The organism is Synechococcus sp. MIT S9504 (assembly GCF_047497135.1).
Taxonomy (GTDB): Bacteria; Cyanobacteriota; Cyanobacteriia; order PCC-6307; family Cyanobiaceae; genus Synechococcus_C.
The window spans coordinates 2959413-2982612 of sequence record NZ_CP138942.1 but is presented as its reverse complement, the minus strand read 5'-3'; the positions used below and the strand labels follow the sequence as shown (position 1 = coordinate 2982612).

General features: G+C 59.0%; 19 protein-coding genes. 7 read left to right on the top strand and 12 right to left on the bottom strand.

Going from position 1 to position 23200, the window contains the following annotated elements; genetic code table 11:
* Positions 1-213: 213 nt before the first annotated feature.
* The 6 genes from rplA to gloA form a co-directional block, all read right to left on the bottom strand.
* Positions 214-921 carry a 50S ribosomal protein L1 gene (gene rplA / locus SIB58_RS15895; protein ID WP_066909264.1) on the bottom strand — a complete coding sequence of 236 codons (708 nt, stop codon included), beginning with the start codon at positions 919-921 and terminating at the stop codon, positions 214-216.
* Positions 922-997: 76 nt separating this feature from the next.
* On the bottom strand, positions 998-1423 hold the full coding sequence (gene rplK, locus SIB58_RS15890; RefSeq protein ID WP_066909267.1) for a 50S ribosomal protein L11: 426 nt from the start codon (positions 1421-1423) through the stop codon (positions 998-1000).
* 110 nt (positions 1424-1533) lie between these two features.
* A complete protein-coding gene (nusG, locus tag SIB58_RS15885; RefSeq protein WP_067326164.1) occupies positions 1534-2202 on the bottom strand; it encodes a transcription termination/antitermination protein NusG in 669 nt (222 codons plus the stop codon).
* Between the two features lie 61 nt (positions 2203-2263).
* Entirely contained in the window at positions 2264-2512 is a 249-nt protein-coding gene (gene secE, locus SIB58_RS15880) for a preprotein translocase subunit SecE (RefSeq protein WP_066909273.1), read from the bottom strand.
* A 97-nt stretch (positions 2513-2609) separates the two neighbouring features.
* Complete coding sequence (locus SIB58_RS15875; protein WP_066909361.1) at positions 2610-5375, bottom strand: ATP-dependent Clp protease ATP-binding subunit; 2766 nt, start codon at positions 5373-5375, stop codon at positions 2610-2612.
* A 14-nt stretch (positions 5376-5389) separates the two neighbouring features.
* Complete coding sequence (gene gloA, locus SIB58_RS15870; RefSeq protein WP_066909276.1) at positions 5390-5791, bottom strand: lactoylglutathione lyase; 402 nt, start codon at positions 5789-5791, stop codon at positions 5390-5392.
* A 145-nt stretch (positions 5792-5936) separates the two neighbouring features.
* Here gloA and eno point away from each other — a divergent pair, with 145 nt between their 5' ends.
* Positions 5937-7229, top strand: a complete 1293-nt coding sequence (gene eno / locus SIB58_RS15865) for a phosphopyruvate hydratase (protein ID WP_066909279.1) — start codon at positions 5937-5939, stop codon at positions 7227-7229.
* Between the two features lie 276 nt (positions 7230-7505).
* Here eno and SIB58_RS15860 read toward each other — a convergent pair whose 3' ends face one another.
* From SIB58_RS15860 to argJ, 4 genes are all read right to left on the bottom strand, one after another.
* A complete protein-coding gene (locus SIB58_RS15860) occupies positions 7506-9188 on the bottom strand; it encodes an ABC1 kinase family protein (protein ID WP_066909282.1) in 1683 nt (560 codons plus the stop codon).
* Entirely contained in the window at positions 9185-9496 is a 312-nt protein-coding gene (locus SIB58_RS15855; RefSeq protein ID WP_067326161.1) for a hypothetical protein, read from the bottom strand. The genes SIB58_RS15860 and SIB58_RS15855 overlap by 4 nt, the downstream gene beginning before the upstream one ends.
* Before the next feature lie 57 nt (positions 9497-9553).
* Positions 9554-10219: a hypothetical protein gene (locus SIB58_RS15850; RefSeq protein ID WP_066909288.1), complete on the bottom strand. Its 666-nt coding sequence runs from the start codon at positions 10217-10219 to the stop codon at positions 9554-9556.
* Positions 10220-10307: 88 nt separating this feature from the next.
* A complete protein-coding gene (argJ, locus tag SIB58_RS15845) occupies positions 10308-11543 on the bottom strand; it encodes a bifunctional glutamate N-acetyltransferase/amino-acid acetyltransferase ArgJ (RefSeq protein ID WP_066909364.1) in 1236 nt (411 codons plus the stop codon).
* A gap of 104 nt (positions 11544-11647) precedes the next feature.
* Here argJ and coaE point away from each other — a divergent pair, with 104 nt between their 5' ends.
* From coaE to SIB58_RS15830, 3 genes are all read left to right on the top strand, one after another.
* Positions 11648-12304, top strand: a complete 657-nt coding sequence (gene coaE / locus SIB58_RS15840; protein WP_067326159.1) for a dephospho-CoA kinase — start codon at positions 11648-11650, stop codon at positions 12302-12304.
* A 128-nt stretch (positions 12305-12432) separates the two neighbouring features.
* Entirely contained in the window at positions 12433-13152 is a 720-nt protein-coding gene (locus SIB58_RS15835) for a FecR domain-containing protein (RefSeq protein ID WP_066909367.1), read from the top strand.
* Between the two features lie 35 nt (positions 13153-13187).
* Entirely contained in the window at positions 13188-15062 is a 1875-nt protein-coding gene (locus tag SIB58_RS15830) for an adenylate/guanylate cyclase domain-containing protein (protein ID WP_066909294.1), read from the top strand.
* Here the strand turns inward: SIB58_RS15830 and gatB are convergent.
* A complete protein-coding gene (gatB, locus tag SIB58_RS15825) occupies positions 15052-16524 on the bottom strand; it encodes an Asp-tRNA(Asn)/Glu-tRNA(Gln) amidotransferase subunit GatB (protein WP_066909297.1) in 1473 nt (490 codons plus the stop codon). The two genes, SIB58_RS15830 and gatB, sit on opposite strands and share 11 nt — an antisense overlap.
* Positions 16525-16834: 310 nt before the next feature.
* Between gatB and SIB58_RS15820 the strand changes: the two genes are divergently transcribed.
* Positions 16835-17911: an FAD-dependent oxidoreductase gene (locus tag SIB58_RS15820; protein ID WP_067326214.1), complete on the top strand. Its 1077-nt coding sequence runs from the start codon at positions 16835-16837 to the stop codon at positions 17909-17911.
* Positions 17912-18034: 123 nt separating this feature from the next.
* Positions 18035-20434 (top strand): hypothetical protein, encoded by a 2400-nt coding sequence (locus SIB58_RS15815; RefSeq protein WP_414494683.1) that lies wholly within the window; start codon positions 18035-18037, stop codon positions 20432-20434.
* A gap of 190 nt (positions 20435-20624) precedes the next feature.
* Here SIB58_RS15815 and ndk read toward each other — a convergent pair whose 3' ends face one another.
* Positions 20625-21083, bottom strand: a complete 459-nt coding sequence (gene ndk, locus SIB58_RS15810; RefSeq protein ID WP_066912269.1) for a nucleoside-diphosphate kinase — start codon at positions 21081-21083, stop codon at positions 20625-20627.
* Between the two features lie 137 nt (positions 21084-21220).
* Between ndk and speA the strand changes: the two genes are divergently transcribed.
* Positions 21221-23200 (top strand): biosynthetic arginine decarboxylase, encoded by a 1980-nt coding sequence (gene speA / locus SIB58_RS15805; protein ID WP_066912242.1) that lies wholly within the window; start codon positions 21221-21223, stop codon positions 23198-23200.

Genomic DNA, 23200 nt, shown 5'->3' with positions numbered 1-23200 from the left:
GCCGCGTATCGATCCAATCCCATACGGGAGCAAAATCGTCGCGTCTGCCTCGGCAGGACTTAGGCATCAGAAACGGTTGAAACAACCGCTTGAAGCAACCTGCTGTCTTTGGCCGGGCGCGTGCCCGTTGTCTGGCTTTCGCCAGCAGACAAACCTACAACAAAGCCCCCACCGGGGCGGAGGCTGGCTGCAATCAGGCCTAGATAGGCTCGATCAGCCCTCTTTGTTGATGTCCTGAAGAGCTGAGATATCCACTTCCACTGAAGGGCCCATGGTGGAGGTCACATACAGGCTCTTCCAGTAACGACCCTTTGCACCGCTGGGCTTGTTGCGGTCAATCGTCTCCTGAAGCATCTTCAAGTTATCGAGCAGGTTGGCAGCGTCAAAGCTGGCCTTGCCGAAACGCACATGCACAATGCCGGTGCGGTCAGCTCGGAACTCGAGCTTGCCAGCCTTGAACTCCTTGATGGCGGCTGCCAGATCAGTGGTGACGGTGCCGGCTTTGGGGTTGGGCATCAGGCCCCGAGGGCCGAGGACGCGGCCCAGCTTGGCCACCTTGGGCATCATGTCCGGCGTGGCGATCAGCAGGTCGAAATCCATCTCCCCTTTGCTGATGGTGTTGACCAGATCCTCGTCGCCAGCGAGTTCAGCGCCAGCTGCTTTGGCTGCTGCAACCTTCTCACCACTGGTCACCACAGCAATGCGCACGGTCTGACCGGTGCCGTGAGGCAGTGCCACGGTGGTGCGGAGCTGCTGATCGGTGTACTTGGGATCGATCCCGAGACGCACATGCGCCTCCATGGTCTCGTCGAACTTGGCGTTGGCGTTGTCCTTGACCAGCTGGATGGCTTCAAGCGGCTCGTAAGCGCGCTCTTCAACCTTGGTGACGAGGCTGGCCAGGCGTTTGGAAAGTTTTGGCATGGCTTTAGACGGGGTTCAGACGACCACAAGGTCTCCCCCTGAAGAAATTGAAGTGAGAATGACCGGCGCAGAAGCGTCAGTCGCTGATAGCAACGCCCATGTTGCGGGCAGTGCCTTCGATGATGCGCATGGCCGATTCAACGCTGGTGCAGTTGAGGTCGGGCAGCTTGGTCTTGGCGATCTCCTCAAGCTGGGATCGCTTGATGGAGCCAACGCTTCCCTTGGCGGACTCTCCGGAACCTTTAGGGATTCCAGCAGCCTTGGTGATCAGCACGGACGCTGGAGGCGTCTTGGTGATGAAGGTGAAACTGCGGTCTTCGAAGACCGAGATCTCTACCGGAATCACGAACCCGGCTTTGTCTTGGGTGCGAGCGTTGTACTCCTTGCAGAACGCCATGATATTGACCCCATGCTGACCGAGGGCAGGACCCACGGGCGGTGCAGGGTTGGCTTTGCCGGCCTGAAGGGCCAGCTTGATCACAGCTACGACTTTCTTGGCCATCGGCGGACGGAGTTGAACATCTGCGGATCACCTGGCCCTCGGGGCAGGTGCGGCGGGGTGAGCAACCACCCCTTAGGCCGCCCTCCGCAGGGAGACGGCCGCCGCTGATATCAGTTCTGCTTGCTCACCTGAGCAAACTCGAGTTCGACCGGTGTCTCACGGCCAAAAATGGAGAGGAGAGCCTTGAGCTTGCTGCGCTCACCCGACACCTCGATGACCTCACCCTGGAAATCCTTGAAAGGACCAGCAGTGACCAAAATCTGATCACCCTCGGTGAGATCAACCTTCACAACGGCTTTCTTCTCGGCAGCCCTCTTGAAGATGCGGTCCACTTCCTGGCGGCTCAGAGGACGTGGCTTGATGTGACCCCGTGCTTTACCGGTGGCTCGGCGGTCTTCCGCACCGACAAAGTTGATGACGTTGGGAGTGCTGCGCACGGCCATCATCGTGTCTTCATCCAGCACCATGCGCACAAGCACATAACCGGGAAACACCTTCTCCTCCGTGGACTGGCGACTGCCATCCTTCTTGATTTTCACCGCAGGCGTTTCAGGAATTTCGATCTCAAGAATGCGATTACTCACACCGAGAGTCACAGCCCGCTGCTCCAGCGTGGCCTTCACCTTTTTCTCGCAACTTGATGCCACCTGCACCGCATACCAGCGGGCGACACCCGTGCGGATTGGAGGACTTTCGAGGGTGCCCTCTTCTCCGTCATTCGGCGCCGGAAGATCAAGCACCTCATTGGAGTCCGACTGGCTTGGATCGAGATCAGACACGAGGCAGGGCAGGAAAAAAGGGTGAACTGGGAAATTGCACCGGATCAGACCGGAGCAGGAGTCAACGGAACACCTGGGACGCAGCCCAGCCGTAGAACCGACTCAGAGCGGCAATGGCCGCAGCCGAGAGGCTCACCATCAGGATCACCGCGATGGATTCGCTGAACAGTTGTTGTCGGCTGGGCCAGACCACAAGCTTCAACTCCTCGAAGGTGGCCTGCAAGAAACCACCCTTTTTTTCAGGCTGTTCAGGGCCTGATGAGGGGGGCGTCGTCGCGGCGGTGGTGTCCTCGGAAGTGGGGCTGGTCACTGATGACGGGTCAAAAAGGCGTCTGGGCCGGTGCTGACGCCGGCTCTGAGGGCACGTGACAGCAATTGGATATCGTACCGGACGCCTCAATAAGACGTTATTCCGGTTCAAACAGGAAGGGATCGTTTGGTGTCGATCCAGCCCGCACACGAACCGCCTGAGCCCCGCTGAAACGGTCCTCCAGCAGTTCAGTCGCCAGGGGATTCTCCAGGCGACGACGCAGCACCCTTCTCAACGGCCTTGCTCCATATTCCGGCTCATAACCGAGGCTCACGATCGCTTCAATCACGCCTTCCTCAACGCGCAGCTCCAGCCCCTGTTCTCTCAGCAACGCGGCCAGATCAGCCAGCTGCAGGCGCACAATCTTGCTGAGATCATCGAGTCCGAGAGGCTGAAACCGGATCACTTCATCGATGCGGTTCAGGAATTCAGGTCGAAAATGATGTCCCAAAGCCTCATCCACAGCAGCATTCAGGGCGGATTGATCAATCGTTGTTCCCGCTTCCACGTCCTGGCGGGCTGATTCGAGAATGGCGCGGCTGGCCAGATTGCTGGTCATCACGACCACCGTGTGACGGAAATCAACCGTGCGCCCCTGTGAATCGCTGAGGCGTCCGTCATCCAGCACCTGCAGGAGCACATTGAACACATCCGGGTGAGCCTTCTCCACCTCATCCAGGAGCAGCAACGCATACGGACGACGACGTACCGCTTCGGTCAGCTGCCCTCCCTCCTCATAACCGACATACCCGGGCGGGGCACCGAGCAAGCGCGCCACCGCATTGCGCTCCATGAACTCACTCATGTCGAGGCGCACCATCGACTCCTCCTCATCGAACAGCTGTCCTGCCAGAGCCTTGGCCAGTTCTGTTTTGCCGACACCTGTCGGCCCCAGAAACAGAAATGACCCCACGGGGCGTCGCGGATCCTTCATGCCGGCTCGGGCCCTGCGGATCGCCGCGGCCACAGCTGCCACGGCATCGGACTGACCGATCACCCGATCCGCGAGGCGCTGATCAAGCTCCAGCAGCTTCTGACGTTCACCCGCCAACAGGCGCTGGATCGGAATGCCTGTCCATCGCGCCACCACATCGGCAATGTCCTCGGCCTCCACCTGCTCTCGTAGCAGTGCCGTTCCGTCTCGCTGCGCCTTGTTGAGAGCCTCCTCCAGGTCACTGCGGCGCTGCTGAAGACGATGCAGCTGGTCGTACTGAAGCCGCGCAGCCTCCTCAAGATCGCCCTGTCGCTCTGCTTCAGCAATGGCATGGCGGAGATCCTCATCTTCCTGCAACAGCTGGCGCAGTTCCTGCAGCTGTTCCCGCTCTGCCTGCCAGCGCTCACGCAGTTGAGTGAGCTGGGACGAGGCCTCCAGTCGCTGACGCTGAAGCTGAACACGCTCCGACTCAGGAGCCTGCTCTGCCGCGAGCACCGCCAGTTCCACTCGACGGAGATCCATTTCAGCGTCCTCCACCACCTGAGGCTTTGACGTGACATCCATCTTGAGTTGTGCCGCCGCTTCATCGATCAGATCGATGGCCTTGTCCGGCAGGCATCGATCACTGATGTAGCGGTCGGCAAGGCGTGCTGCAGCCGTCACCGCAGCGTCGGTGATCGTTACGCCGTGATGAAGCTCATAGCGCTCCTTCACTCCCCGCAGGATCTCAACGCTGTGGTCGATCGATGGCTCAGAGATCTGCACCTGCTGGAAGCGACGGTTCAGAGCTGGATCCTTCTCAACCGTGCGGCGGTAGTCCTCTGGCGTGGTTGCAGCAATACAACGCAGATCCCCCCTGGCAAGAGCCGGCTTAAGCAGACTGCCTGCGTCGGCGCTGGAGCGGTCGCTATTGACCACGGTATGCAGCTCATCGATGAACAGCACAACTCCTGCCTCTGGATCACTCACCTCCTGCAACACCTCTCGCAGGCGTTCCTCAAACTGCCCCCGAAACTTGGCGCCGGCGATCAGGGCACCCACATCCATGGCCACAAGTCGCAATCCCTGAAGCGATTCCGGGACTTCACCGGCAACGATGCGCTGGGCCAGCAGCTCGGCGATGGCCGTCTTACCCACACCAGGCGCTCCGATCAGAACCGGATTGTTTTTGCCCCGCCGCGAGAGCACCTTGATCAAGCTGCGGATCTCGCCATCACGGCCGACCACCGGATCCAGGAGCCCCTGCGCCGCGGCGGCAGTGAGGTCGCGGGCATAACGATCCAGGGCCCTCGGCTCAGGCTCCTTGGCAGGATCAGGCACCGGATCAGCGACAGATTCCGACGACCCAAGCCCGGACTGAACAGGCTCGGTTATGGGCTGAACGATTGGAACAGCAGCGGTGGGCGCTGCTGAACGAATGACGGGTGCAGGAGGACTGGGCGAAGCAGAGGCAGCGGATGCGGTCGGTCGCCGCAGCTCTGCCTCGAGGCGATCGGCAGGCAACCCAAAACGGGACAACAGATCAGCGCCGATGCGTGGGTCCCGGCCGATGGCGATCAGCAGATGCGACACCTCGATCAACCTGGATCCCCAGAGACCACGCACCCTGTCGGCCGCCTCGAGCAAGGTCTCCAGATCTTCACCGACATACAGCTCATCACCCCGGGCCATGGGCTGCTCCTCCAGAAAGCTCTCGAGCTGATCAAGCAACTGGTCCTGAGGCAGCGGCAATGCGCCTACGTCGGCCTCGAAGCGTGGATCACTGAACAGAGCCTGAAGCAGATGCTCCACATCCAGATCGCCGTGTCGCCAGCGACGGGCTCCATCCTGAGCGGAGAGCAACAGCTCCCAGGCGTCGTCGCTGAAACGGTCTGGCTCCACCGTGAGACTGGCTGGAGGTTGAGGTGTGACGCCGAAATCGGATGTCATCGCGGGCGAATCCACTAGGCGGTCGTCGATCGAGAGGGGAGCTCAATCAGCTCCACCTTGTAGCCATCGGGATCTTCCAGAAAAGCGATCACCGTGCTGCCGTGTTTCATCGGGCCCGGTGCACGCACGAGTCTTCCGCCTCGCTCAGCGATCCCCGAACAGGTGGCTTGGATGTCCTGCACCCCGAGGGCGATGTGGCCGTATCCATCACCCAGGTCGTAATGCTCTGTATCCCAGTTGTGAGTGAGCTCAAGCACGGTGTGGTCCTTTTCGTCGCCATAGCCGAGGAAGGCCAGGGTGAAACGACCGGAGGCATAGTCCTTGCGACGCAGCAGCTGCATGCCGAGGACATCGGTATAAAAAGCGAGGGATCTCTCGAGATCACCAACCCGAAGCATGGTGTGCAACATGCGCATGATCCGGGTTAATCGCTGATACCAGCATGGTGCATCCCCAAGATCAGCGGAAGCGGCCCCGCAGGGGTCGTGGCCTGTTGGCAGGGGTGGAAAATCAGCGATGCAGGGGGACCCATAGGATCGCCAGGTCTTTGATCCGCTTCACGTGTTCGATTCCCTCGACCTCGTCATCGACACCATCGTGGCCCGTGAGGTGCTTGACTCCCGCGGAAATCCAACGGTGGAGGCTGAGGTCTTGCTGGAGGGTGGTGCCAGTGGACGAGCCATCGTGCCCAGTGGCGCCAGCACCGGTGCCCACGAAGCCCACGAGCTGCGCGACGGCGGCGATCGCTACATGGGCAAAGGCGTCAGCCAGGCCGTGAATCACATCGAGGAACGCATTGCCCCCGCCCTCTGTGGACTCTCCGCACTGGATCAGGCAGCAGTCGATGCAGCGATGCTGGAACTTGACGGCAGTGACAACAAATCCAGCCTCGGCGCCAACGCCATCCTGGCGGTGAGCATGGCCAATGCCCGTGCAGCCGCCAATGGTCTGGGCATTCCCCTCTACCGCTACCTGGGCGGGCCGATGGCCACCCTGTTGCCCGTACCGCTGATGAACGTGATCAACGGTGGAGCACACGCCGCCAACAGCCTGGATTTCCAGGAATTCATGTTGGTTCCCCATGGCGCCCCAAGCTTCCGTGAGGCGCTGCGCATGGGCACCGAGGTGTTCCACACCCTGAAGGGACTGCTCAAGGACAAAGGCATGAGCACCTCCGTGGGGGATGAAGGAGGCTTCGCCCCTGATCTTGGCAACGTGGAGGCCGGCGAGATTCTGGTGGAAGCGATCACCAAGGCGGGATACCAGGCCGGTGAGCAGATTTCACTGGCACTGGATGTTGCCAGCACAGAGTTCTTCGACAATGGTCGCTACGCCTTTGATGGAGGCAGCTACGACAGCGCTGAGATGGTCGGCCAACTCGAACAGTTGGTGGAGAGGTTCCCGATTGTCTCGATCGAGGACGGTCTTGCCGAAGACGACTGGGAGGGATGGAAACTGCTGACCGAGCGTCTCGGCGGCAAGGTGCAACTGGTGGGTGACGACCTGTTCGTGACCAACACCAAACGCCTGCAACAGGGAATCGACAGCGGCACGGCCAACTCGATCCTGATCAAGGTGAATCAGATCGGCTCTCTCACCGAAACGCTTCAGGCCATCGATCTTGCTGGCCGTTCTGGGTATACCAGCGTGATCAGTCACCGAAGTGGTGAAACGGAGGACACCACCATCGCCGATCTGTCCGTCGCAACCCGGGCTGGTCAGATCAAAACCGGCTCTCTGAGCCGAAGTGAGCGCGTTGCCAAGTACAACCAGCTGCTGCGCATCGAGGACGAACTGGGCAGCCAGGCTGTTTACGCCGGTGCCGTCGGCCAGGGCCCCCGCGGCAAAGCCTGATCCAACGATCAGAGCTCAAAAAAAATGCCATCCAGCCAGGGATTACCCGCACTGAATGGCATTTTGATGTTGTTGAAAGCCAATGCTCTGACCACAGAGAATCAAGACTGAGAGCAGAGTCCACTCAAAGAATCAAGACAACGAATGAAGATACTGATCTATGAGAATTCACCGAAAGTGGATGATTACCAGGAGGAATAACTAGGCCTGATTCGTTCAAACACAAACCTGTTGGCTCAAACTCCTGGGGAACAACAACTCTGCCAACAAGGCGATTTAGCCTTTTGATGAAGACAGGGATTCCATGCGGGCATCCTTGCGTAACTTGACCTGGAGTTTGAGCCAACCCATCCCGACCGGCACAGCTGCACCGAGAGGCAGCAGGGCCCAGAGTGGACGTACGCTGGCACCCAAGACAGCCGCTGCCAAAGCCAGGCCTCCCAGAAGCACCGACTGACCGACGGAATGCTGAGCGGTGACCATGCGGCGGAACTGACGATCCGATTCACCCATGCGGATCTGCAACTGCAGATCCCCCTGTTCCAGGCGCTCAAGACTTTCATCCAATCGCCGGGGAATCCCCACGGCCCGGGAACTCAGGGCACCCACCTGACGGCCAAGTTCATTGAACAGATCATTGGAACCGGATCCACTGGAAGTCATGAGCGGCAGCAGATAAGGCTTGGCAATCCCCACCAGGCTAAAGCCGGGATCGAGGCTGCGGCCCACGCCCTCAAAGGTCGACAAAGCCCGCATCACGAAGATCAGCTCGACTGGCAGCCGAAACGGTTGGCCGTAAACCAACTCATAGAGATCTCCCGACAATTTGTCGATCACCGAAGCACTGAAGGGAGGGGTAAGTGCATCCCGCAGCATCAGGCGAACCAGACGTCGCACAGGCCCGAGATCCACATCTGCAGCGATGACACCAGCCACCTGCATCTCCTCCACCAGAGCCGATGCATCGCGGGACGCAGCTGCCCGAACCATGGAACCCAGGCGTCGTCTCAACCGCTCAGAAAGCTGCCCCATCATTCCGAAGTCGTAGTAAATCAGGGCTCCATCACTGGCAACCGCCAGATTTCCGGGATGGGGATCAGCGTGGAAAAAGCCAAAACGCACCAGCTGCTGCAAGTAGCTGGCAGCACCGATCTCAGCGACCTCACCCGGATCAATCCCGGCCGCAAGCAATTCGGGACGGTTGTTGATCTTGATGCCCGGCAGGTAATCAAGGCAGAGCACCTGACGAGTACTCAGTTCCCAGATCACACCAGGTACACGGATGCGGGGATCATCAAGAAACTGTTGACGAAAACGGGCCGCGTGCTGCGCTTCCAGCCGAAAATCCAGCTCACGCAACAACACTCGCCGGCATTCCTGAGCAATGGCCACCCAGTCACGACCGCGGCCCCATTGAGGATGACGCTGCAGCACAGAGGCCACCTGCTGCATCACCTCCAGGTCAAGCCGGAACAGCGACTCCAGGCCGGGGCGTTGAATCTTGAGAACCACCTGACGACCACTGCGCAAGCTGGCTCGATGCACCTGGGCCAACGATGCAGCCGCAAGCGGGTTCTCATCGAGATCAATGATCTCCGCACAGCGAGCACCCAGCTCTGCTTCCAACAGGGCCTGGGCCTGATCAAATGGGAAAGCCGGAACTTTGTCCTGCAGATCGGCCAGTTCAGCGACCCAGCCCGCAGGCAGCACATCAGGACGCGCCGACAGCAGCTGACCGAGCTTGATGAACGCCGACCCGAGCTGGAGCAATTCCCTGGTTAGCCAGCGGGCACGCTGCTGCTGACGGGTTTGGCGACGCTCGGGCGAAACCCCGCCCGGATAGGTCCAGCCACAGCTATCCCACCAGAGCAGAAACAACAGAGCCAGAACAGTGCGCCAGATGCGCAGTGCCCTGAGACCCCTGCGCCAAGGAAGAGGTCGCGCACGCCAACGGCTCAAGACCGTTCCTCCAGCCGCGTGCCCAACTCAGCAACCTTCGCCCGCAGCCGATCGATGCGCTGCTGCAGTGGCTCATGCTCTGTGCCGCTGCGGTCGGCTGCGGATGCAGAGGAGGGCTGGTCCTCCTGTTGCAAACGTTCGGCTTCCGCCTTCACTTCTTCCTGAAAAAGATCCCATTCCTGCCGAATACGCTCGGGCGCATCCTGAACAGCGACCGCGACTCCGGCAGCTGCATCGGCGACGCCTTCACCCACTCGGGCGATCAGACGATTCATCGCTGCTCTCAACAGGGCGTCCGGGGGAGTCATGGCCTGACTAGCAGTGCAGAAACTGTGGCAGATACGCCGACAGGGTTGCGACCTCCCTCAAGGAGCTGGTGGAGCAGCCGGTGGAGTGGCTGGTGGTGCTTTGAAGATGAGCGACTCATCGATGGCTGGTCGGGTTGGAGTCACCGCAGGCTCTGGAGTGGCAACAGCGGCAGGTCTTGGTTCCGGCGCAGCTTGAAGCGAAGGCTCGATGGCAGGGTCTGCGCCAGGCGCAGGCTCCGGGACAACCGGCTCAGAGTTGGGAGTCAAGACGGCAGCAGGCTGAGACCCATCGGGACCCTCCTGATCGCCGACGTCTGGAGCAGGTATCGCCACTGGTGCAGCCGTGGATACTGGAGCCTCCCGAACCGCCCAAGGCTCTGGCACTGCAGCCTGCTGCGCCTGCTCACGCTGCTTCGCTTTCTTAGCGATGGCCTCGGCCTGTTCATTGGCCTTGCGCTGCTCCGCATCAAGAACCTCCTTCGCGGCAACATCCCCCATCAACGGTTGGTCAGCGCCATAGCGTCTCCTCAAACCATCCAGGCTCTCTCCAGGAAAACTGTTCTGGCGAAACGTCGCCTGCTGAGGCTTTTCCCAGGCCTGCCGCATCAGCACCACCCGCTGAGTGATTCCATAGCCAAGGGCAAAGCAAGCGCCCGCCACTAAAGGGCCAACCCAGTAACGAGGTCGCCGGGACCGCTTCTGATCAGAGGTGGTCGTGGTCATCGCTATGGCAGATACGGACAACACCGAACAGTCGGTGCAAACCATCTTCGCGTCTGATCGCCGGTGCTGCATCACCTGCCTGGATTGATCAAGTCGTGTAGTCGGCATTGATGCGCACGTATTGATCGGAAAGATCACACCCCCAGGCACGACCTTGGCCCGGGCCTGAACCGATCAGCAAACGGATCACCACAGCGTCATCGTGTAGTGAACGGCCGGAAGCCCGCTCGCACAGGTAAGTCGACGCTGCCGACCGATCAAAGCCGAGCGGCTGACCGTTCTCCATCAATTGATGCTCTCCGATCCAGAGCGAAACCGCCTGCGCATCAAAGGTCGCTCCCGAGCGCCCAGCCGCCGCCACAATCCTGCCCCAGTTGGGATCACGGCCGTGCACTGCCGTTTTCACCAACGACGAGCCACACACGGTGCGGGCCATCTGCAAGGCGTCTGTTTCTGATGCAGCTCCTTCCACCTGCACCTCAATCAGGCAAGTCGCACCTTCACCATCACGAGCAATGGAACGCGCCAGGTGTTGAGCGACCAGGGTCACCCCCTCCTCAACCAGTTCAAACTGATCCGCTGGGAGAGGTTTCCCTGCGGCAAAGGCCAGAAACGTGTCATTGGTGCTGGTGTCGCCGTCCACGGTGATGGCATTGAAAGAGCGCTGAACAGCGCGACGAACCATGGCCTGCCAAACCTCTGCTGGCACTCCGGCATCACAGGTGAGAAACCCGAGCATGGTGGCCATATCCGGGTGAATCATTCCCGAACCCTTGGCCATCCCGCCGATACGCACGGTGCGGCCTGCAATCTGCGCCTCAACAGCGATCTGCTTGTCCACCAGATCCGTGGTGAGGATGGCGCTTGCAGCTGCCGAACCGCCATCAACGGCCAAGGCCTCCACGAGCGGATCCAGACCCGCCAACAACACCTGCATCGGGATTGGCACGCCGATCACACCGGTGGAGCAGATCAGAACCTGATCACACGACAGCCCCAGTCGGTCAGCCAGCACCTGAGTGGCGCGCTGGCTGTCGATCAGGCCCCGATCACCCGTGCAGGCATTGGCCTGTCCGGAATTGATCAAGACAGCTCTGCACTGACCGCCCCTGGTTTGCAAGCGCTCAGCACAGAGATCCACGCAGGCCGCACGCACCACAGAGGTTGTGAAGGTGCCGGCACAGATGGAACCCTGCGGAGCCAGCAGCAGAGCCAGATCCGGCTTTCCGGATTCCTTGAGACCAGCCGTAATACCTGCGGCCTGAAAGCCACAGGAAGCAGTAACCCCGCCTTTTGTCGGGGTCCAGCTGGAAGATTGCGCCATCGATGGCCTGAGCAAGCGATCCATACGACTTATTCAAAACGCCCATACCCCGCACCGAACCAGGCGGGAGTTACAGAGTGGAGTTAGTCATCGAGCACCGGCGCTTGAGTGCAACATCCCGCTGGCAAGGAGCGCAGAACCGCATCGGTCTGACCGGTGGGATTGCCAGCGGCAAAAGCACTGTCGCCCGCTACCTGAAAGAGCTTGGGATTGTGGTTCTCGATGCAGACACCTATTGCCACGAGGCGCTCCAACCGGAAACTCTGGCCTCGCAAATGGTGCTGAAACGCTACGGCTCGCGGGTGGAAGCTGAACCGGAATGCGACATCGAGCCGAGCGCAGGTCAACGCACAATCAATCGCCGTGAACTGGGCAGGATCGTCTTCAACAACCTGGAAGAAAGGCGATGGCTCGAGCAGCTGATCCATCCCATTGTCCGCGCGCGCTTCGAGCTTGAATTGGGGAAGCATCCAGAGACCGCACCCATCGTGTTGATGATTCCGCTTTTGTTTGAAGCTGATCTCACCGAGCTCGTCTCCGAGGTCTGGTTGGTTCACTGTCTGCCGACACAGCAGCTTGAGCGGCTGAAGCAGCGAGACGGTCTGAGTGCGGCCGAAGCGAAAGCAAGAATTGCAGCCCAATGGCCGTTGAGCCAGAAATGCGCAAAGGCCGATCTGGTGCTCGATAACCGCTCAGCATCGATCTGCTGGGAAAGACAGATCAAGGCAAGGCTCGCACTGATCAAACCCGGACGGCGCTGAATGCCTTGAGCTTTGAGCTCTGAACAGATTCCGTTCAGGCGACACCATTCATGCAAGGGATTGCAGCGGGCTCTGAGTCAGTGACGGCGAACGATGGCAGGATTTGGCTGATCAGATCGATCGAACCGATGAGCTTCTGCCGCCAGACCATCGCCTTCAGTGCCTGCCTGACAGTCTCACTGGTTGGAGCTGCTCCGGTTGTTGCCAATTCCGAGAAAGCCACGATTGAAGAGATCCTGGATGGAGACGAACTGTTCATCGATGATCAAAAGGCCAAAGTCGAAGAAACAGCCCAGTCACCGCAGGTCATCAGCACTGGAGTCAGCCGCGGCCAGATTGCCTTCAGCGGAGGTGCTGTTGGTCGAATCAATCGCCAGTCCCTGGTCAAACTCGGGAGCAGTTGTTTTCTTCTGAACAAAGGCCAGATTCTGATTTCAGGCCGTCAGGACGGTTGTACAGCCTCCAGTCGATTGAGCGTTCGCGGCACCAATTACGTTTTGAAAGTCAGTGATGACGGCAGTACAGATCTGGCTGTCCTGGAAGGCTCCGTTGAAGTCACGGATAACAGCGGGAAACAGGAGGCCGTCACCGTTGAAGCAGGCCAACGCCTTCGACTCAGCCCTACGGGTGTGGTGATCGGACTGCTGCAACTGGCGGCCGGCGACTACCAGAGGATTCTTGATGGTCCCCTTTTCATCGGCTACACAGCCCCATTGCCGGGATTAGCCAATCTCAGGCGTTATCTGAATCTGAATGTGCCAGGTCTACGCATCCCCAGCGTGCCGGGAAGCCAGATCCGAATCACTCCCAACCTGCCGAGCGTGCCCAGCCCGGTTCGTTTCTTCTGATGACCTGAGCATCCCAACCCCAAGCAGCAGCACGGATGAAAACCACCTCCGGCACAGCCAGAAGAGGCATCGCGATCACGCTGTTCGGCCTGTTCTGTGGTGGCCTCAGCGGCTGGCCACCCGCTCTGTGGCGCAGCTGGTCCAAAGACATCACCGATCAGATCACACTCTGGGCAGGGCCCAGCGGTCCTCCGGCAGAGGTGGTGGTCATCGCCGTGGATGATGCTTCCCTGCAGCAGGCACGCTGGGTTCTAGAAGATCCGGACCCCGCCCCCTGGAGCGAAGGGCTCGACCGCTGGCCATGGCCAAGAGTGACCTACGGACAGTTGATTGAACGCGTCATCGCCGCTGGCAGTCGCGGTGTGGCGATCAATGTGCTGTTTGCCGGGCCAAGCATGTATGGCCCCGAAGATGATGCCCGCTTTGCGCAAACGCTGAAACGACATGGTTCAGCGGTGGCTCTGGCCGCCGAAATGATGGAACCGGTTGATCGCCAGGGGGCTGGCGGGCTTTCCCTCGAGCCCCCCGCATCAACCTTGCTGAATGCCCTTGGCGGCCTACCCCATCTGGGCCTCACCAACATGCTCAATGCCGAAGACGGCAGCATCGGGCCACATCCTGAAGCCTATGGACAACGAGTGCTGCGGCCCTACGGCTTCCAGCTGCAGCAATCCCTCCCCTCTGCTCTGCTGAAGATCGCCGGGCTCCAACCACCCCCCGATCAGGCGGATCGTTCACTGCGGCTGTATGGACCGGAGGGAACCATCACCCGACTATCAGCCTGGGAGGTGCTGGACCCGCTCCGCTGGCGCAATCACCCGCTCCGGCCCAGGCTCCAAGACAGCCTGGTGCTGATCGGTCCAACCCTGGAAGACAACCAGAGCGGCCAGTCCACTCCCTTTGGCACCCTGTCGGGAGTCGAACTACTGGCAACAGCAACCGCCAACGACCTCGATGGCAGCGGCCTGCGGCAATGGCCTCAGCATCCCTGGCAGAAAGCTCTGTTGAGCGCTGCCTGCAGTTGGCTGATTGCCTATCTGGCCACGCGGCGACTGACCCTGCGCTGGCGGCTGGTCAGCTGCTCACTCGGCCTGATCGGACTCCTTCTGATCAGCATCATCACGCTGGTGCAACGCCAGACCGTTCTGCCTTTACTGGCACCAAGCGCCGGGGTTGTTGGCCTGGCTGCGGCACTCGCCATCAGCACGTTCTGGCGTGAGGAGCAGGAGCGCCGACGGCTCCGCCAGACCTTTGAGCGCTATGTATCCCCGAGCGTGGTCCAGGAAATCCTCAAAGACCGCGACAGCGCCGAAGGCATTCTCAGGGGCAAGACCCTCAACGTGACAGTCCTCTTCAGTGACCTTGAGGGTTTCACGGCCCTGACACGGGAACGTTCCCAGCAAGGTCGCAGCGAAGAACTGATCCACCAACTGAATCTCTACCTGGGCCGGATGGTGGAGGTGATCACCGTGCATGGGGGCACGGTCGACAAGTTCATCGGCGATTGCGTCATGGCCGTCTTTGGCTCACCCGTTAGTCGGGGGACTGAGATGGAAGCCAGGCAGGCCGTTCGGTGTGCCGCGGCAATGCGCGAAGCCCTGGAAGAACTGAATCAAAGTTGGACAGTGAGGGGCCTTGATCCGCTCAGCTGTGGAATCGGTCTGGCCAGCGGGGAAGCGGTGGTTGGTCAAATCGGCAGTCCACAACGCATGGACTTCACCGTGATCGGTGACACGGTCAATCTGGCCAGCCGCCTGGAATCACTGACCAGAAAGCTCAGGACGCCAATCCTGATGGACGAACAAACCGCACTGCTTGCTGGAACTAAGATCGCCACGGACAATCTCGGCGAACAGGCGATCAAGGGAATGGATCGATGCCAGGTCTATCGACCCAGGCTCAGCCCTTGAGTTTCTGACTGAGGATCTGGTTGGCGAGCTTGGGATCAGCCTTGCCACCGGTCTTTTTCATCAGCTGGCCGACAAAAAAGCCCTGAAGCTTGGTCTTGCCACCACGGAACGCCTCCACTTCATCGGGATGAGCGGAGAGAAGCTCCTCAACAATTGCCGTGATCGCCGCAGGGTCGCTGATCATCCCCAGACCGCGTTCCTCCACGATCGCCTTGGGTGAACCGCCCTTTTCCAGCAGTTCAGGGAGAATTTCCTTGGCGATCTTGCCGCTGATCTTGCCGCCGTCGATCAGCTTCACCATCTCCGCCAGCTGATCAGGACGGAAAGGAAGTTCTGCGTAGCTCAGACGATTGCTGTTCACATGGGCAGCGATATCACCCGTGATCCAGTTGGCGGCCAATTTGGGGTCGGCTCCCGCACCGACAACGGCTTCGAAGTAGTCCGCCATCGGACGCTCATCGGTGAGAACGCGGGCGTCGTACTGGGACAGACCCAAATCATCGGCGTAGCGGTGACGCTTGGCGGCTGGCAACTCGGGGAGCTCTGCTCTCCAGGCCTCTCGCTGTTCAACGCTCACCTCGACCGGGCCAAGATCAGGATCGGGGAAATAGCGGTAATCGCTGGCCCCTTCTTTGCTGCGCATGCTCTTGGTGAGCTGCTTTCCCTCATCCCAGAGGCGGGTCTCCTGAACGATCGGTTCACCGCTCTCATAAGCCTTGATCTGGCGCTGGATCTCGTATTCGCAGGCCTTCTGAATTGCGGAGAAGGAGTTCATGTTCTTGATCTCCACTTTGGTGCCGAAGGGGGCATCCGGCCCACGGCGGACGGAGATGTTCACGTCGCAACGCAACGAGCCTTCCTGCATGTTGCCGTCACCAACTCCGATGTAACGGATAATCCGGCGAATCTCCGACGCATATTCAGCCGCTTCCCGGCCCGTGCGCAGATCGGGCTTACTAACGATTTCTGCGAGCGCCACTCCAGCACGGTTGTAATCCACAAGCGAATGGGTGGATCCAGCCAGACGATCACTGCCCGCGTGCACAAGTTTGCCCGCATCTTCCTCCATGTGAAGACGCTCGATGCCGATCTTTTTGAGGTAAGTGTCCTTGCCCTTTTCAGCCACCTCCACCTCGATCCAACCGTCTTCCGCGATCGGCTCGTCGTATTGCGTGATTTGGTAGTTCTTCGGCAGATCGGGATAGAAATACTGCTTGCGATCGAACTTGCAGTGCTCGGCAACGTTCAGATTCAGGCCCATCGAAGCCTTCACTGCATATTCGAGCACCTTCTGGTTCAAAACCGGCAGGGTTCCTGGCAAACCGCAGACCACTGGATCGATATGCGTGTTGGGGTCATCCCCGAAGGTGGTGGAAGCAGCCGTAAAAATTTTGCTGTCAGTCCCCAGCTGCACATGGGTCTCCAAGCCGATCACGGCTTCCCAAGCACCCTCAGCAGACATGCACCTTCTCCATGAGTCCGCTGATCCTATGGAAGCGACACTTGAAACAGATCCCGTACCCCCGAGCGATGGCGTGCTTCGCTCGAGAAAATGTCGTTGAGACCTTGGATCGACATTGCTGAACTCTTGCTCGTCCTCTCCATCAACAGCGGCCGGAACACCACATGGATCGGAACTGGCATCCGAGCTCACCGCTTAGGGAGGATTGCCAAGATTTCAAGACGAAGCAACCAGGCTGATGACGATGGGTCCTGAAGCGTCAGCAAGCTTGACGAGAGCAGAAAGAATCCTGATTTTTGGTGGAGGCCTGATGGGTCTTTCCATCGCCCATCAACTGTCCCGCCAAGGGACTGCCGTGACCGTTCTGAGCCGACGACGAAGTGAAGCAGCAGGCTTTGTTGCCGCTGGCATGCTCGCGCCACATGCCGAAGGACTCAGTAGAGATTTGCTCAGATTGGGACAGACCAGTCTGAAGCGTGTTCCGAGCTGGGTGGCTCAGATCGAGGCTGACAGCGGCCTCTCGTGTGGCCTTCGCTTCACGGGCATCGTGGTGCCTTTTCAAAGCGAGGAGGACCGACACCATTATCCAACGGCAACCTTCGGAGAACCGCTGAATCGCCATGCATTAGCTCAGGAAATTCCCGGCATTCATCAGCAGTGGCGCTCTGGACTTCTGTTCAGCCAGGACGGCCAGATCGACAACCGACGTCAGTTGATGAGGGCCTTGGAGAGTGCATGTGTTGATCGCGGGGTGCACTTCCAGGAAGGAGTTGAAGTGTTGAAGCTCCTGCATGACAACAACCAGCTCAAAGGTGCCCGCATCCGCGACTCCGAAGGCACAGAGTTAACCGTTTCAGCCGAAACGGCAGTGCTTTGCAGCGGCGCATGGAGCGCCGAACTCATGCCGGAACTGCCTGTGTTTCCCGTCAAGGGACAAATGCTTTCATTGCAAACCCCAAGAGGCGCACTGAAACGGGTGATTTTCGGCCCCGGAACCTATCTGGTGCCAAGAGATGACGGTCTCGTGGTTGTCGGCGCCACCTCAGAACCTGACGCCGGTTTCAGCGAGGGACTCACGCCTCAAGGCCAGAAGAAACTGAAACAAGGCATGGCCTCCCTGCTCCCCGATTCGATTGACTGGCCCCCCATGGAGCGATGGTGGGGATTCAGGCCCTGCACACCAGACGAGGGGCCATTGCTTGGAGAGAGCCCGATGGCGGGTCTATGGCTGGCCTGCGGCCACCATCGCAATGGAGTGTTGCTGGCCGCCGTCAGCGCCGACCTGTTAACCGGAGCAATCCTCAAGAAGACACCATCCAAGTTGGACGAAGAACTGCTGAGAGCCTTTAGCTGGAGGCGCTTTCAGGACCAGACATTCAAGCCGTGATCCAGGTCACAACAATCATTGAGCAAGCCGTGAATCAGGCCTGATTGGCATCACAGGATCGGAAGAACTTTGCGCTGAAGGTGAGTCAGTTCGAGAGCAAAGGCTCCACTCACATCTTTAGTCATGAACTTCATCGCACGTGCTTTCCAACGCAACCGCGGCCCCCGAGCTTCCGTTTCCGTCACCACTGTGGACGGACGGACGATTGCCTCTGGAAACAACAACGATCGCATTGACATTCGCGCTGGTGCCATCAATCGAGGTGGCTACGCCGAAGCGACCGGACTCAACAATTCCACCGTTGCAACCGCAGCAGGCAATGATTCCGTGCGCATTCATGCCCATGCCCGCGGCATGAGCACCAATGCCTGGGCCATGCGCAACAGCACCCTGGATGTTGGTCCTGGTAACGACAAAGTTGATCTCCGTGCTGTGACCCGCGCAGGCGCCTTTGATCCCGCCTACGGCATGGACAACAGCTCCTTTACCTCCGGCCAAGGCAGAGACAAACTGCGCATCAATGCCATCGCTCGCGGCAACACCACTGACACCATCGCCGCCTACGGCGCTCTGAACTCCCAGATCAACACCGGCGCCGATAACGACAAGGTGCACATCAAAGCCTCCGCCAGCAATCGCCGTGGTTACGCCGAAGCCATCGGTCTCGACCATTCAGTGCTCGAAACCGAAACCGGTGACGATGTCGTGCGCATTCATGCCCATGCCCGCGGCATGAGCACCAATGCCTGGGCCATGCGCAACAGCACCCTGGATGTTGGTCCTGGTAACGACAAAGTTGATCTCCGTGCTGTGACCCGTGCAGGCGCCTTTGATCCCGCCTACGGCATGGACAACAGCTCCTTTACCTCCGGCCAAGGCAGAGACAAACTGCGCATCAATGCCATCGCTCGCGGCAACACCACTGACACCATCGCCGCCTACGGCGCTCTGAACTCCCAGATCAACACCGGCGCCGATAACGACAAGGTGCACATCAGAGCCACCGCCAGCAATCGCCGTGGTTACGCCGAAGCCATCGGTCTCGACCATTCAGTGCTCGAAACCGAAACCGGTGACGATGTCGTGCGCATTCATGCCCATGCCTGTGGCATGAGCACCAATGCCTGGGCCATGCGCAACAGCACCCTGGATGTTGGTCCTGGTAACGACAAAGTTGATCTCCGTGCTGTGACCCGCGCAGGCGCCTTTGATCCCGCCTACGGCATGGACAACAGCTCCTTTACCTCCGGCCAAGGCAGAGACAAACTGCGCATCAATGCCATCGCTCGCGGCAACACCACTGACACCATCGCCGCCTACGGCGCTCTGAACTCCCAGATCAACACCGGCGCCGATAACGACAAGGTGCACATCAAAGCCTCCGCCAGCAATCGCCGTGGTTACGCCGAAGCCATCGGTCTCGACCATTCAGTGCTCGAAACCGAAACCGGTGACGATGTCGTGCGCATCCATGCCCACGCCCGTGGCCAGAACAGCAATGTCTGGGCCATGCGCAACAGCATGCTGGATGTTGGTCCTGGTGAAGACAGCGTCGAGATCAGGGGCAATGCGCTCAACAGCACGGTGCGAACTGGCGAAGGCTTCGACAACGTCAGAATCACTGGCCTTCAGACCAAGCAATTGCTTGTGGACACTGGTGCTCAAGATGATGTATTGACCGTCGACGGCGGCACTGGAATCACTTACATCTCCGGTGCTGGCTCCGACAAGCTGCGACTAACCCGCAACTACTTCACAAGCCTGCTCCAAGCGAAAGAATCTCAAGAGCAGGTGGGTCCCATTGAGGAACCGATGGTTCAGGACCTCAACAGCCCAGTTGCTGAGACGGGCCCCAAAGCAGAAACCAACCAGTTCAAACCAGCCCTGGCTGACAACAGCACAAGCATGGATCAAGAGCCAAAGCTGAACAGCCAGCACTCATCTGAAGGATCTCGTCCGCAGACGAACCCAGGCGACCCATTGATGTTTGTGGACTTCATCACCGGTGAAAATGGTGACAGCGTCGACTGCGATGACATCCTGATCGGCCATGGGATTGGCCTCAATCGACAATCGATTTTTGAAGATGGCTTTTTAAGCTTCGCGCAAGAAGGAAACGACAGCACCCTGTACTTTGATTCCGATGGATTCAAGCAACAAGACAACGACAAAGTTGCCTTGGTCATCTTCAAAGATGTACAGGCCGCCGACTTCAGCCAACACAATCTGAGCTCGAGAATTATCAACAAAAATGATTTCCTGCTTAGCCAGGAAAATCAGCAAAACCAGTACCCACAATCCAACCTGGCTACTGAGACATTCACCAAAAGCGAAGGGTTCAATCAAGCTGAGATCAAGCCTTTGATTACAGGATTAGAGACTGATCCAATCCTGATGAGCAGCAATCTTCAGCCAGCCAGTTACCAGCTCAACCCATTTACGACCAATTCAGCCATTCCTGGATCAGAAACTAATCCCATTCTGAGCAACACGGATCTTCAACCTTCCACTCAGTTGATCTGACAATCCGTTTAATTCGCTTTCAACAACGGACCGCTTTGCGTTGGCAAAGCGGTTTTTTTGCGGCTTCGATTACCTCGCTCGTTTCCCGAATCATGAAATCAACAGGATTACATTCACAGAGCAATTTAGAAACAAAAAGCCCCGGGATCTCGTCCCGGGGCTTGTGTGATCCGAATCGATCGCTTGCCTATCAAGCCTCAACACGCCAACTCTGGTCGGAGGGGGACCAGTCATTGAGCTCAGAGGGCTGGAACCAGAGACCGATTTCAAATTGAGCCGTTTCAGCTGCATCGGAACCATGAATCACATTTCTGCCGATGTTCACTGCAAGGTCCCCACGGATGGTGCCTGGCTCGGCCTCTAGGGGCTTTGTGGCACCGATGAGCTTGCGAGCGCTGGCGATGACGCCATCGCCTTCCCAGACCATGGCCACCACAGGACCTGAAGTGATGAAATCAACCAGCCCAGAAAAGAAGGGACGTTCCTTATGCACTCCGTAGTGCTGTTCAGCCAGATCACGGCTGGGGGTGATCTGCTTCAGGCCAACCAACTTGAAACCCTTGCGCTCGAAGCGACCGAGAATTTCACCCACCAGTCCGCGTTGGACACCATCGGGCTTGATGGCGATGAACGTGCGTTCGGTGGCCATGAAGATCACAAGCAAGAAGCCTGCCATCTTCTGTGCTCAGCGGCCCGCTTGGCAAGCAAGACAGGCACCTGCCGGTTTCTGCTGCTCTGAAGCGGGCTCCTTAGATTTGCTCTATTAATTACTGCGCTTTCCCACGCATGGTGCTCGCCGACGCCAACCAACCAGGACGTGAGGAGACAGACGGACGATCAGCGGCGACCACTTCCTGGACTATTCAGGACAGTTCAGATCTCTATGGACTCCAACGTTGGGGGGATCCTTACTTCTCCATCAATCTGCGCGGCCATATGAGCGTGCAGCCACGTGGAGAGCGCGGCGGCAGTCTCGATCTGGTGGAGCTGGTGCAAGGCCTGCAGGGCCGCAATCTCAACCTGCCACTACTGATCAGATTTGATGACATCCTCGAAGATCGGCTGGAAAGCCTCCATGCCGCCTTCGAACGAGCGATCACTCAATACGACTACAGCGGTCGTTACCAGGGCGTGTTCCCTGTGAAATGCAACCAGCAATGCCATGTTGTGGAGGAGCTGGTGAGCTGCGGCAAGCGCTGGCACTTCGGTCTCGAAGCTGGCAGCAAGGCAGAACTGCTTATTGCCCTCTCGCTGATTGACGATCCCGAAGCCTTGCTGATCTGCAATGGCTACAAGGATCAGCGCTACATCGAAACGGCGATTCTGGCCAGGCGCCTGGGCCGACGGCCCGTGGTCGTGATCGAGCAAGCCGATGAGGTGCAACGGATCATTGATGCCAGCCGGGAACTCGGGGCTGCGCCTCTGATCGGGATCCGCGCTCGGCTGTCCAGCCGAAGCACCGGCCGCTGGGGCAGCTCGGTTGGTGACAAGGCCAAGTTCGGGCTGCCGGTCCCCGAGATCCTCGCCACCGTGGAAGCCCTGCGCGAGGCAGGCCTGCTTGCAGAGCTGCGATTACTCCACTTCCATGTCGGCAGCCAGATCAACGACATCGGTGTTGTGAAAGATGCTCTGCAGGAGGCATCACGCATCTATGTGGAACTGCACAAACTCGGCGCCCCGATGGGGTATCTGGATGTGGGAGGAGGACTGGGTATTGATTACGACGGCAGTCGCACAGCAACAGCCGCCTCGACCAATTACTCGCTTCAGAACTATGCCAACGACGTGGTCGCCACAGTCAAAGAAGGCTGTGAACCCCACGATGTAGCCGTCCCGACTCTGGTGAGCGAGAGCGGCCGAGCCATTGCCAGCCATTTCTCGGTGCTGGTCTTCAACGTTCTCGGCAGCGGCGGACTTCCGCACTCCACACCGTCGCGCTCCGAGCAAGACTCTCTGATCGTGCGCAACCTGCACGACACGTTGGACGGGATCAAGACGCTTCCGAATGACGGCAGTGCGGATGTATCCCGACTGCAGGAAGCCTGGAATGATGCCCTCAAATTCAAAGATGATGCATTAGCCGCATTCAGACTCGGCTATCTCAGCCTCACCGAACGCAGCCAGGCGGAGCAGCTCACCTGGGCCTGCGCAAAAGCCCTTGTGGACAGGCTCCCTGAGCAGGCTGTGCTCCCTGAAGAACTTCAGGCCTTGCCGGCTGTCCTGGCGCTCACCTACTACGCGAACCTCTCAATCTTCCGCTCTGCCCCCGACACCTGGGCGATTCAGCAGCTCTTCCCTTTGATGCCAATCCACCGCCTGGGGGAAAAACCGACTGAGCTTGGCCATTTTGCTGATCTCACCTGCGATTCCGATGGTCGCCTCAACCGCTTCATTGCCGATGGGCGCAGCAAGCAACTGCTGGAGCTGCATTCCCTGCGTTCGGAAGAGCCTTATCTGATCGGAATGTTTCTGGGTGGGGCCTATCAGGAAGTGATGGGCAACCTGCACAACCTGTTCGGCACCACCGACGCGGTGCACATTCGTCTGGCACCCGGCGGTGCATACCAGGTGGATCACGTGGTTCGTGGCGACACCAACGCCGAGGTGCTGATGGCGATGGAACACAACCCGGAATCTCTGTTGGAACGACTGCGTATCGCCAGTGAGCGGTCCATCCGAGGGAATCAGCTCAAGATCGCCGAAGCACGACGACTCATGGACCATCTGGAGATCAGTCTGCGTCAGAGCACCTACCTGCAGAACTGA

Coding starts and splice junctions, on each gene's coding strand:
- rplA (WP_066909264.1), bottom strand. CDS start 921: ATGCCAAAACTTTCCAAACGCCTGGCCAGCCTCGTCACCAAGGTTGAA.
- rplK (WP_066909267.1), bottom strand. CDS start 1,423: ATGGCCAAGAAAGTCGTAGCTGTGATCAAGCTGGCCCTTCAGGCCGGC.
- SIB58_RS15875 (WP_066909361.1), bottom strand. CDS start 5,375: ATGACATCCGATTTCGGCGTCACACCTCAACCTCCAGCCAGTCTCACG.
- gloA (WP_066909276.1), bottom strand. CDS start 5,791: ATGCGCATGTTGCACACCATGCTTCGGGTTGGTGATCTCGAGAGATCC.
- SIB58_RS15855 (WP_067326161.1), bottom strand. CDS start 9,496: ATGACTCCCCCGGACGCCCTGTTGAGAGCAGCGATGAATCGTCTGATC.
- SIB58_RS15850 (WP_066909288.1), bottom strand. CDS start 10,219: ATGACCACGACCACCTCTGATCAGAAGCGGTCCCGGCGACCTCGTTAC.
- argJ (WP_066909364.1), bottom strand. CDS start 11,543: ATGGCGCAATCTTCCAGCTGGACCCCGACAAAAGGCGGGGTTACTGCT.
- SIB58_RS15835 (WP_066909367.1), top strand. CDS start 12,433: ATGAGCTTCTGCCGCCAGACCATCGCCTTCAGTGCCTGCCTGACAGTC.
- SIB58_RS15830 (WP_066909294.1), top strand. CDS start 13,188: ATGAAAACCACCTCCGGCACAGCCAGAAGAGGCATCGCGATCACGCTG.
- gatB (WP_066909297.1), bottom strand. CDS start 16,524: ATGTCTGCTGAGGGTGCTTGGGAAGCCGTGATCGGCTTGGAGACCCAT.
- SIB58_RS15820 (WP_067326214.1), top strand. CDS start 16,835: ATGGGTCTTTCCATCGCCCATCAACTGTCCCGCCAAGGGACTGCCGTG.
- SIB58_RS15815 (WP_414494683.1), top strand. CDS start 18,035: ATGAACTTCATCGCACGTGCTTTCCAACGCAACCGCGGCCCCCGAGCT.
- ndk (WP_066912269.1), bottom strand. CDS start 21,083: ATGGCCACCGAACGCACGTTCATCGCCATCAAGCCCGATGGTGTCCAA.
- speA (WP_066912242.1), top strand. CDS start 21,221: ATGGTGCTCGCCGACGCCAACCAACCAGGACGTGAGGAGACAGACGGA.